Origin of the sequence: Kitasatospora albolonga (genome assembly GCA_002082585.1) — a bacterium.
Taxonomy (GTDB): domain Bacteria; phylum Actinomycetota; class Actinomycetes; order Streptomycetales; family Streptomycetaceae; genus Streptomyces; species Streptomyces stephensoniae.
In genome coordinates this window covers 3,417,631-3,428,644 of the sequence record CP020563.1, presented here as the reverse complement: position 1 = coordinate 3,428,644, position 11,014 = coordinate 3,417,631, and the positions used below count along the sequence as shown (strand labels likewise).

At 73.9% G+C, this 11,014-nt stretch carries 8 protein-coding genes; 3 read left to right on the top strand and 5 right to left on the bottom strand.

Annotated features, from left to right (window positions below; translation table 11 throughout):
• Window positions 1–23 precede the first annotated feature (23 nt).
• The 5 genes from B7C62_14810 to B7C62_14790 form a co-directional block, all read right to left on the bottom strand.
• Complete coding sequence (locus tag B7C62_14810) at window positions 24–770, bottom strand: hypothetical protein (protein ARF73397.1); 747 nt, start codon at window positions 768–770, stop codon at window positions 24–26.
• 8 nt (window positions 771–778) lie between these two features.
• The gene (locus B7C62_14805) at window positions 779–1,813 is read right to left on the bottom strand and encodes an arginine beta-hydroxylase, Fe(II)/alpha-ketoglutarate-dependent (protein ARF73396.1); all 1,035 of its coding nucleotides are present in this window, start codon (window positions 1,811–1,813) and stop codon (window positions 779–781) included.
• A gap of 209 nt (window positions 1,814–2,022) precedes the next feature.
• On the bottom strand, window positions 2,023–3,840 hold the full coding sequence (locus B7C62_14800) for a hypothetical protein (GenBank protein ARF73395.1): 1,818 nt from the start codon (window positions 3,838–3,840) through the stop codon (window positions 2,023–2,025).
• Window positions 3,837–4,970, bottom strand: coding sequence for a capreomycidine synthase (locus tag B7C62_14795; GenBank protein ARF77167.1), 1,134 nt, complete (start codon window positions 4,968–4,970; stop codon window positions 3,837–3,839). The genes B7C62_14800 and B7C62_14795 overlap by 4 nt, the downstream gene beginning before the upstream one ends.
• A 56-nt stretch (window positions 4,971–5,026) precedes the next feature.
• The gene (locus B7C62_14790) at window positions 5,027–6,418 is read right to left on the bottom strand and encodes a lysine 2,3-aminomutase (GenBank protein ARF73394.1); all 1,392 of its coding nucleotides are present in this window, start codon (window positions 6,416–6,418) and stop codon (window positions 5,027–5,029) included.
• 539 nt (window positions 6,419–6,957) lie between these two features.
• Between B7C62_14790 and B7C62_14785 the strand changes: the two genes are divergently transcribed.
• The 3 genes from B7C62_14785 to B7C62_14775 all read left to right on the top strand — a co-directional run bounded on the left by B7C62_14785 (window position 6,958) and on the right by B7C62_14775 (window position 11,000).
• Window positions 6,958–7,455 (top strand): hypothetical protein, encoded by a 498-nt coding sequence (locus tag B7C62_14785; GenBank protein ARF73393.1) that lies wholly within the window; start codon window positions 6,958–6,960, stop codon window positions 7,453–7,455.
• Between the two features lie 69 nt (window positions 7,456–7,524).
• Window positions 7,525–9,249, top strand: a complete 1,725-nt coding sequence (locus tag B7C62_14780; GenBank protein ARF73392.1) for a hypothetical protein — start codon at window positions 7,525–7,527, stop codon at window positions 9,247–9,249.
• Window positions 9,246–11,000, top strand: a complete 1,755-nt coding sequence (locus tag B7C62_14775) for a hypothetical protein (GenBank protein ID ARF73391.1) — start codon at window positions 9,246–9,248, stop codon at window positions 10,998–11,000. Before B7C62_14780 ends, B7C62_14775 begins: the two co-directional genes overlap by 4 nt.
• The last annotated feature ends 14 nt before the right edge of the window (window positions 11,001–11,014 follow it).

The following is an 11,014-nucleotide window of genomic DNA, read 5'->3' as shown; positions in this document are numbered from 1 at the left end:
TCACGGGGCAGGGCGCGGGGCGGTCAGGACCTCGGGGCGGCCGTGTGGTGGACCCAGACGTTCGGCTCGGTGTACGTCCCGTGGCCGTCCTCGCCGACCCGCAGCGGCACCAGCCCGCCGGGCAGCACGTGGTCACCCGGCCCGGGGAGCGGGTGACCCAGCTCCGCCTCCCACCGCTCGACCGGCTGACGGATCACCAAGGACGCTGCCGCGATGCCGAGTTGGCGGGCGCCCAGCTCGAGATGCGTACGCAGCCAGGGGTCGAAGCAGCGGCCGTCCGGACCGCTCCAGGCGGCGTACGTCTCGATCGGGATCAGCGGGTAGCGCGGCTTGCGGGTGGGCCGGACCGGAATGATGACGCCGCGCGGGCCGTCCACGGCGGCCCGGTGGCGGGCCTCGGTGAGCAGCCGTTCGGCGTGCCCGGCCGCCCGGTGCGCGGGTTCGACCGAGACCGAGAGCATGCACAGCGCCTCGGGACGCGCGGGCGGGCCGTGGTCGACAGCCTCCACCAGCACCTCGTCGCTGCCCGATGGCAGCGACGAGGCGGTGCCGTCCCACCGGACCGGCAGCCCGTTGGCCGCGGCCACCAGGCGCCCGTCCCCGTCCACCAGGCAGAGCTGGTGGGCCGGGTAGCGGTCGTACATCCCGTGCCAGCGCCAGTTGCCGGGAGACTCCCAGCTCATGAACGCGGGCATGTTGGCGCCGATGAGGGCGTCCAGCTGCGGCAGCAGCCACGGGTCCCGGGCGAGGTCGGTGAGGGCGGGGTTCATCGGGGCGCTCAGCCGAGCAGCCGGGTCTCGGTCGTGGCCCGCATCTCGCGGGAGCGCCGCAGATCGGCGGTGACGCACACCCGCTTGAGCCAGCGGTCGGTGCCGTCGTAGCGCGCCCGGAACGGCAGCCTCCCGTGCACGGCACGGTGGTTGTCGATGAAGAGCACGTCGCCCTCGTCCGCGACCACCTCCCGCATTCCGGCGTCGACCACCTTGAACAGCGCGTCGTAGGCGCGCCGGGCGTCGGTGTCGTCCTCGGGTACGGAGGTGAAGTACGGGTCGAGCCGCATGTACGGGTCGAGGCGCGATCCGTAGAGCAGGGGAACGAGGGGCCGCTCGTCGATCATCCGCTGGATGGTGGCGAACCGGGCCGCCTCCTCGTCGCTGGTGATCGTGTTGTTCTTCGGCAGGTGGGACTCGTCCGGGGCGATGTGGAACCGCGGCTCGAAGAGGATGCCGATGTCATCGGCCGAGAGCGAGGAGAGGTCCAGCTCGCCGACGGTGGTGGGGACGCTGTCGGGATTGCGCAGCGCCCCGAGGATCAGATAGTCGCTGCGGTACGGATGGAAGGCGTCCTCGGTGTGCCAGGTGAGCAGCTCCGCGCTGCCCATGCCGAGCTGGTCGTTCTCGTGCTGGCGGATCGGGAAGATGTCGTGGACGAGGTGGCCGTTCTGCTGGGTGGCCCAGCCGAACGGCTCTCCGAGCAGGGCGCCGTAGAGCATGAGCAGCAGCTCCTCGGGGAACTCCGGCCCCGGCCTGCTCCGGCCGCGCCAGTGCTCGGGCGTCGGGCCGATGCGGTCCTGGTCGAAGACGTGCCCGCGGATCACCGCGTGGCCGCGGCGGTCGCTCAGCTGGAACTCGCGCAGGAAGCGCTGCGTGCCCGGCGGCAGCGACGCGGCCAGCCGCGGCAGGTCCCGCAGCAGCGCGGGATCGTCGAAGGACGGGTAGGCGGAGGCCAGTTGGATACTGATCTCCGCGGTCGCGGCGGCCTCTTCGGGCGTCAGGGTGTAGCCGGGCGTGGACGGGTCGGTGAGGTTCGACATGCCAACTCTCGCTGAGTGGTCGGGAAGGGGTGCTGCCCACGGACGGCCGGAGCCGGGCCGTGGGCCCTCGGGGTGGTGCGTGGCGGTGCCGGGGCGCCGAGGCGGCGCGGGCCGGAGCCGCTCCCGTACGGGAGGCCGGGCGTCCGGGCCGCTGTGCCGGGCTGTTCGGATGCGGACCTGAGGCGTGTGGTCTCTCCGGGGCCGGGTGGTCAGGTGCGGGCGGTCTCCCGCGCGTCGAGCGCCGCCGCCGTCAGCCGGGGCGTCGGACACGCGAACAGGGTGCTCGCCCGCAGCCCCGCCGCCGCCGGGAAGGAGTCCCGCAGCCGGGCGAGCAGCCGCATGGCCAGCAGGGACTGCCCGCCGTGGGCGAAGAAGTCGTCGTCGGGGCCGAGCCCGGGCGCCCCCAGGACGTCACGGAAGGCGGTCAGGACGGTGCCCAGGGGTTCATCCCGCTCCACGGGCGTTGCCTCGGCGGGGTGGTACGGCTCCGCCGGGGTCGTGCGGTCCGCGTCCGCCGCCCAGGCGGCGAGCAGCTTCTTGTCGATCTTGCCGTGCGGGTTCTTCGGCAGGACGGCCACCCGGTAGTGCACCCGGGGCACGGCCCACTCCGGCAGCGCCCGCGCCAACGGCCGGATCATCGCGTCCCGTTCGGCCGCGGCCGGGCGGACCGCCGTTCCGGGGGGCGGGGCGCGGTGCGGGTCGGCCGGGACGGTGAACGCCCACAGCGCGGTTCCGGTCCCCGGGTCGGGGAAGACCACGGCCTGGTCCACCTCCGGGTTCTCGCACAGGGCGCGCTCCACCCGGGCCGGTTCCAGCCGGTGGCCCCGGATCTTCACCTGGTCGTCGACCCGCCCGAGGAACACCAGGTGGCCGTCGGCGTCGATCCGCCCCAGGTCGCCCGTGACGTACACCCGCGCGCCGGGAGCGGGTGCCGCAGGGTCGGGGACGAACCGGCGGGCGGTGGCGGCCTCGTCGCCGAGGAAGCCCCGGGCCAGCAGCGGTCCGCCGATGTGGATCTCGCCCGTCTCGCCGTCCGGCACCGGTCGCCCGTCCCTCCGGACGCTGATCTCCACGTCCCGCAGCGGAGTGCCGAGCGGGACCTCCTCGGCCCCCTCGGGGAGGAGCCCGGTGTAGAAGGCCGAGCTGACGGTGCACTCGGTGAGCCCGTAGACATGGGCCAGCGAGGCGGGCTGGCGGGCCTGCCACGCGCGGTAGGGAGCCGGGTCCATCCGCTCGCCGCCGACCACCACCGTGCGCAGCTCCGGCGGGGTGGTCAGGCCGGTGGCGGTCAGCCACCGCGCGTACTCCAGCCAGTACTGCGTGGAGAGCTCCACCACGGTGGTCCGGGTCCGGTCCATCGCGGTGTGCAGCTCCTCCGCGTCCAGCGCCCGGGTGCCGGCCCGGCACACCACCGCGGCGCCTGCGGCGAGGGCGGGGAAGACCTCCTCGATGACGACGTCGAAGCCGAGCGAAGCCACCTGGAGCCAGCGGTCCCCGGGCGTCAGCTCCAGCCGTTCGGCGACCCCGGCCGCGAACCGGCCGAGCGCGTCGCGCTCCACGACCGTGCCCTTGGGCTCCCCGGTGGAGCCGGAGGTGAACAGGACGTAGGCCGCATCGTCGGGCCGGTGCCGTACCGGAGGACGTACGGCGCTCAGGCCGACGGGTACGTAGGCCCCGGCCGGGGCGTGCCCGCCGTCGCCCAGCCACACGGCCGCATCGGTGCGCCGTACGAGCGCGGCGCGCGCGGCGGCGGGCAGCCGGTCGTCCAGGACGGTGAACCCGGCCCCCGCCTTGAGCGCGGCGACCATGCCCAGGACCGTACGGGCCGGGTCGGGGAAGGCGAGGCCCACCAGCCGGCCGGGGCCCGCGTCCTGTCCGGCCAGGGAGTCGGCCCAGGCATCGGTCAGCCGGTCCGCCTCCTCGTACGTCCACACCCGGTGGGGGGTCACCAGGGCGGGGGCCTCGGGGTGGGTGCCGACGGAGCGGTCCCACAGGCCGATCACATCGGGTGCGGTCGCGGCGGTCACCGGGCGGCCCCGGTGGTGGCGTGCTCGCGCAGGAAGGCCGAGAGGCCCGCGAGTCCGGCGCGGAAGCTCTCCTCGGGGCCGCCGAAGCCGAGCCGGGCGCCGTGGGGCGCGCCGAAGGCCGTGCCCGGCACGAGCAGCGTGCGGTGCCGGTCGAGCAGCTCCAGGCAGAAACGTTCCACCGCTTCCGGCGGAGCGTCCGCGTCCGCCAGCTTCCGGAAGACGGGCAGCGCGCACACCCCGCCCTCCGGCGGGGTCCAGTGCACCAGATCGGCGTGGGCGGCCGCCCAGTCGGTCAGCCGGGCGAGGTTGCGCCGGGCCTCGGCCGCCCGCGCGCCGATCAGCCTGTCCGCGTGGCGCATGGCCCGCTCGGCGATCAGCTCCACCAGCGGGGAGAGGAAGAGCGTGGTCCGGTCGCGCAGCGGGAAGGACGCCCGGATCAGCTCCGGCGGCGCCACCGCCCAGCCCACCCGGAGCCCGGGCAGACCGAAGGTCTTGGAGAACGTGCCGTACGAGACGGTGTTCCCGCCCGTCGGGCCCGGGGTCGGCAGGGTCTCCCAGCGGTGGGTGACCTCGGCGGTCGCCGCGTCCCACACCAGGGTCGCGCCGGCCGCCTCGACGTGCTCGGTCAGCTTCTCGAGGCCCTGGGGCGAGAGGGTCGCCCCGGAGGGGTTGTGCGGGAAGTTGACGATCACCGCCCGGGTCCCCGGTGTGACCAGCCGCTCCAGCGCGCCGGGGTCGATCTCGCCCTCGCGCACGGCGGCGGCCGGGAGTTCGGCGATCTCGCACCCCGCGGCCCGGGGGTAATGGGCGAGCGAGTGGTAGACGCCCTCCTGCACGACCACCCGGTCGCCGGGGCGCAGCAGGGCGTGCAGGGTGAGCGCGATCGCCTCGCTGGAACCGTGGGTGACCAGCACCCGGTCGGCGTCGCCTGCCGCGTAACGGTCCGCGATCGCCTGCCGGACGCCCGCCCCGCCCTGCGAGACGCTGTCGTCCATCACGATCGCGTCCAGGTCCTCGGCCCGGATGCCGCACCGTTCGCGTATCTCGGCGAAGGAGTACGGATGGACGCCGCTGGAGCTGATGTCGTGGATGCCGGGGGCCAGATGGCGGCGGTACCACTCCTCCAGCACCGGAGGGTCCTCGTGCCGCGGACGCAGACTGCTCATGGCTGTTGCACCTGTCCCTTCTATCCCTGACGGGAGTCCCGCCACCACCGCTGACCGGAGAGCGGGAGCGTGTCGATGGGGTCGTAGTAGTGGTAGGAGCCGGTGCGGGCCTCGGGGTCCGCCGCCTCCAGCGGGGTGAGGTAGCTCTTGCTCCAGTGCGAGACGCCGAGCTCACGGTCGTAGGAGTCGGTCTGGTCCACCCAGCGCTTCCCGGCCATCGGCACGTCGCACACGATGCGGGGAGTGGCGAACCCGGGGAGGTAGCCCATGATCTGGTGCTGGATCAGCTGCGCCCGGTGCAACGGCACCCGCCAGTGCTCGGCGTTCGGGATCATGTCGCACATGTAGAAGTAGTACGGCGTGATGCCGGCGTGGTCGGCGAGCGCGAAGCACAGGTCGAGCAGCTCGTGCGCGCTGTCGTTGACGCCGCGCATCAGCACGCCCTGGTTCCGTACGTCGTGCAGCCCCGCGTCGAGCAGCGCCCAGGCCGCGTCCGCCACCGCGGGCGTCACCTGCTGGGCCGCGTTGGCGTGGGTGTGCAGCGCGATCCGGACCCCGCGGGCCCTGGCCTTCGCCGCGACCCGCGCGACGCCCTCCAGGATGGGGCCGGAGCGCCAGTGCTGGGGCAGCCCGATCAGGCCCTTGCTGGCCAGCCGGACGTCCCGGATCGAGTCGATGTCCAGGAGCTGGTCGAGGAAGCGCTCCAGCCGGGGCCAGGGCATGTTTGCCAGGTCGCCGCCGGAGACCACCACGTCCCGGATGCCGGGGGAGGAGCGCAGGTGGGTGAGGATGAGATCGGCCCGGTCGGCCGGTTTGAGCGTGAGCTTCGTCTTGGTGATCTGGGGCGTGGAGTTGCCCACCAGGTCCATGCGCGTGCAGTGCCCGCAGTACTGGGGGCACGTCGACAGCAGCTCGGCGAGCACCTTCGTGGGATAGCGGTGCGTCAGCCCCTCCACCACCCACATGTCCTGTTCGTGCAGTGAGTCCCGGTCGGCCATCGGGTGCGAGGGCCACTCGGGGTGCCGGTCGGAGAGGACCGGCAGCATGTAGCGCCGCACCGGGTCGTCGTAGAACGCCTTGGTCAGCTCACCCGGGCGGGCGCCCGCCGACTCCGGGGCCATCGTGTTGATCATCTGGGGCGGCAGCAGAACCGACATGGTGGCGCGCTCCTGCCGGTCGCGCTCCAGGTCCTCGTAGAAGCCCTCGTCCAGCAGCGTGCCCATGACGGCGCGCAGCCCTTCGGCGCCCTTCACACAGTGCGCGCGCTGCCACTGCGGGTCCGCCCACTCGGCCGCGGTGACCTCGCGCCACCCCGGGAAGCGTCGCCAGTCCGGCTCCACGAGCGGACGGCTCCGGTACTCGTAGGCGCCTTCTATCGCCGCGGTCTCCGTCTGGTTGCGTGCCGTGTCCACCAACCCGCCACCTGTTCTCGTCGGTTTCGGCCGTGTCGCCTGTCGCCACTGATCCTGCAGAGGCCGGAGGTTGTACACGAGGGAAGATTGCCGGGGGTTGTTGTACGGGGCTCCTGAGGCAAGAGACCCGTACAACTCCGCCCGGCCGGACGGGAAGCGGAAGGCGGCGGCGTGCCGTCGGCGAAAGCGCCGTGCGGCGCGCCGAAATCGGGACGATCACCTTTCGAAGTGGCTGGAACCGACAGACGATCGCTTGATCGGCATGTCGGTGGCATGTACCAATATTCAAGAGATCAGGTGCGGAGGGTTTCTGTCGGCCCGGCAGTCTCCGCCCGGCCGTACGACCGGCCGTACAACCGCCGACCACGGTTGTGCGGGTCGGTGACGCACGTGCGCCTCGTTCGGGACACCATCGATGAGCAGGGGGAGATATGGCCAGGCCAGAGCGGTTATTGGACCCCACGGACGGACCGCTGGAGGCATTCGCACATGACCTGCGCGGGCTGCGCCGAAAGGCCGGGAACCCTTCCTATCGCGCCATGGCGAAGAGCGCCCACTATTCGGTGGCGACGCTCGCGGAAGCGGCCCGGGGCCTGCACAAACCTTCGCTGAAGGTGACCCTCGCCTATGTGGCCGCGTGCGGCGGCGACGTACCGGCGTGGGTGCGCCGCTGGCACGATGTCAGCGAGGAACTGGAAGCCGAACAGTCCGAGGCCCGCCGTAAAACGGAGCCTGTGGCCAGACAGCCCACGCGCCCCGGCCGGCCCGCCGTCGCCCCGTACGGTCCGGAGCCGTACGGCATCGAACGCGTTCCGCGCCAGGAGACCGGTCCGGCCCCCTCGCGTGCCGCGGGGCGTGGCGAGGGCGCGCTGACCGCCGACGAGCGCGACGAGCTGCGCCGCCTGCGCGACGAGGTCGCGGAGCTGCGGCGGGCCAACGAGGTGCTCAAGGCGGCCTCCGCGATCTTCGCGGCGGATCTCCGCACTACGGCACAGGTCGTGTACAACCCGGCGGGCCGTCAGGATCGGTCGGCGTGACCGGCACGCCGCGCGCCTTCGGGCCCGGGGCGCGGCCGGACGATCCCGACCGACCTTTGGGGACTGACCATGCGTGTGCTCGGAGTCAACGGCTGGCCCGGGGCCAGCCACGACGGTGCTGCCTGCCTCGTCGTGGACGGAGACGTCATAGCCCTGGCCGAGGAGGAACGTTTCACCCGCGACAAGCACGCCTACGGGCAGGCGCCCCTCCACGCCGCGGCCCACTGCCTCGCCGAGGGCGGTCTCACCCTGGACGACATCGACGTCGTCGCTCATGGGTGGGACCTCCCCACCCTCTTCGGGGACCGCGGGCTCGACTGGTTCGCCGACGACGCCGAGGCGCTGGAACACCTGCTGCCCAAGGCGCTGTTCCCCCGCTCCCGCGACCCCCGGCTGACCTTCGTCAACCACCACCTCGCCCACGCCGCCAGCGCCTACCTCCTCTCCGGGCGCGACCGGGGCGCCGTTCTCGTCCTGGACGGCCAGGGCGAGAACGAGAGCACCACGCTCGCCGTCGGCATCGACGGCAGGATCAAGACCCTGCGGTCGCACTCACCGGGCTGGTCGCTGGGGTACTTCTACGCCGCCGTCTGCGAGTACGCCGGGCTCGGCACCGATGCCGCGGGCAAGATGATGGGCCTCGCCTCGTACGGCACGCCCCAGGACCTCACCTTCGGCGGTGCCCTCGGCTTCACCGACGAGGACTTCACGGTCGGCGTGGTGCCCCCCGGTCTCCGCTCCACCGGCGGCACCGACGAGGAGGACGCCACCGTCCGGCACTGGGCGGCGCACCTGGAGAAGACCCTCCAGCAGGCCCCGAACCGCTCCCGGCGCCGCTTCGACCCGCGCACCGGCCGCTACGCACGCGTCACCGACCACGATCCCTTCGACTACCGCGACCTCGCCGCCACCGCCCAGGCCGCCCTCGAACGCGCGGTCATGGCGCTGGTGCGGGGTCTGCTCCGGGAGACCGGCGAGACCACGCTCCTGGTCGCGGGCGGCGTCGGCTTCAACGCCACCCTCAACGGCAAGCTCATGCGCATGCCCGAGGTCGAGGACCTCTTCGTCCAGCCCCTCGCGGGCGACCAGGGAGTCTCGCTCGGCGCGGCGGTCTGGGTCGCCGCCGAGGGCGGCGACCGGATCAAGCCGATGAACGGCTCCGTCGCCTGGGGACCCCAGTGGACCCCGGAGCGGATACGCCACGTCCTCGACGCCTCGGGCGCCGCCTACACCGAGCCCGGGGACATCGCCGCCGCGACCGCCGGAGTGCTGGCGCGAGGAGGCGTCGCCGGATGGTTCCAGGGCCGCGCCGAGGGCGGCCCCCGCGCGCTCGGCCACCGCAGCATGGTCGCCGTGCCCGCCCCCGAGTCCACCCGCGACCACGTCAACATCCGGATCAAGGACCGCGAGGCGTGGCGCCCCTTCGCCCCCAGCATGCAGGAGGAGGCGGCCGAGTCCCTGATCGGGACCTCCGTCCCGCTCCCGTACATGATCGTCACCACCCCGGTCACCGACGCGGGCGCCGAGGCCATGCCCGCCGTGGTCCACCGCGACCGGACCACCCGGCCGCAGACCGTCTCGGCCGCCGTCGACCCGCTCTACCACCGGCTCATCGGCGCGGTCGGCGAGCACACCGGCACCCCGGTCGTCCTCAACACCTCGTTCAACGGCCGCGACGAACCGGTCGTGTGCAGCCCGCAGGACGCGCTCGCCACCTTCCACCGCGTCCCGCTGGACGCCCTGGCGCTCGGGCCGTTCCTGCTGCGCCGCTCCACCGGGGGAGCGGGCGCGTGACCGCCCCGTACCGCGAGGAGACCCCCGTGAGCGGCCCCCGGGAGTCCGCGCTCCCCGTCGCCCCCGCGCCCGGCACGGCGGAGACCGGCCCCGGCACGCCGTCGGCCGAGGAGATCCGCGCCAAGGTCGTGGAGTGGATCGCGGAAGCGGTGCTCACCCCCGACGCGGACCCGGCCGCCCCGCTGCGCGACCTCGGAGTGGACTCCCTCGACCTCATCCGCACCGCCCGCCGTGTCGAGGCCGTCTTCGGCGTGCGGCTGCAACTGCGCGAGCTGTTCGGCCCGGAGACGACCACGGAGCGGCTGGCCGCGCTGATCTCCGAACGGGCTGCCCGGCGCGGCGCCCCCGAGTCGGTCCCGCCCGGTGCCGAGCACGGCCCGGTCGTGCTCACCCCGCCCCAGGAGCAGGCGTGGGAGGAGCAGACCGGCGACCGCGGCCACTGGAGCCAGACCCTGCTCTTCACCACCCGGCCCGGCATCGTCCCGGACGCCTTCGAGGAGGCCGTACGCCGCCTGGTCGCCGGGCACGCCTCCCTGCGGCTGGCCGTCGAGGCGCCCCCGGCCAAGCGGCCCCGGCAGCGTGCGGCCGCCGTCCCGGTCGACGGTCCCCCCGCCGACGCCCTCGCCGGAATACTGGACACCGTCGACCTTTCCGCGCTCGACGACGCGGACCTGCCGGCCGAGGTCACCCGGCGCTGCGCCGCCGAACAGGGCGCCCTCGATCCCGGCACCGGGCGGGTGGCCCGCTTCATCCGGTTCGACGCGGGCCCGGACCGGCCCGGCCGCCTGCTCGTGGCCGTCCACCAGCTGGCGATCGACATGGTGTCCTGGTCCGTCCTCCTCGAAGACCTCCAGGAGCTGTACGAGGCGCTCGCCGCGGGCCGCCGGGACGTGTGGTGCGCCGAGGGCACCTCCTACCCGGAGTGGGCCCGCGCTCTCGCGGATCACGCCCGGACACCCGAGGCGGAGGCCGAGGCGGAGTGGTGGGCGGAGGTCGTCCGCGCCCCCGCGGGCATCCCGCTCGACCACGACGTCCCCGATCCCCGCGCCGCGAACACCGCCGCCACCGCCGTCACCCACCGCGAGGAGCTGCCCGAGGAGCTGACCGGCCGGCTCCACGCGGCCGCCCGCGCCCACCGCGCCCACCCCGGCGACCTCGTCCTGCACGCCCTGGGCGAGGCGCTGTCCGGCTGGCTCGACGAACCGGCCGTCCGCGTCGACATCCTGCGGCACGGGCGCGAGGAGAGCGTGGGCGACAGCCATCTGGCCCGTACGACCGGCTGGTTCACCACCACCGTCCCGGTCCTGCTCGACCTCGCCACCGGTACCCCGACCGGGCGGCTCGCCCGGACGGTCGGCCACCTCGCGGCGATGCCCGGCGGGGGAGTGGGACACGGCGCGCTCGGCCGCCACGGCCGCCCCCGGATCGCGGCCGCGCTGCGCTCCGCCCCGCCCAGCGACATCTCCTTCGACTTCGAGGGCGACGACGCGGACGCGCTGCCGCTCGGCGGGCTCCTGACGGACGTGGCGCCCGAGCCGGCCGGGGAGATCACCGCCCCGCACTGGGTGCGTCCCCACCTCATCGAGGTGATCGCCACCACCGACGACGGGGTGCTCCGCGTCGAGTGGTGGTACTCCACGGCTCTGCACGACGAGACGACCGTGCGCCTGCTCGCCGCCCGCCACCGGACGGCCCTGCTCGCCCTCCTCACGGCATGCGAGGCCAACGGCCCGGCGCTCGGAACCATCTGACGAGGCGCCTGCGA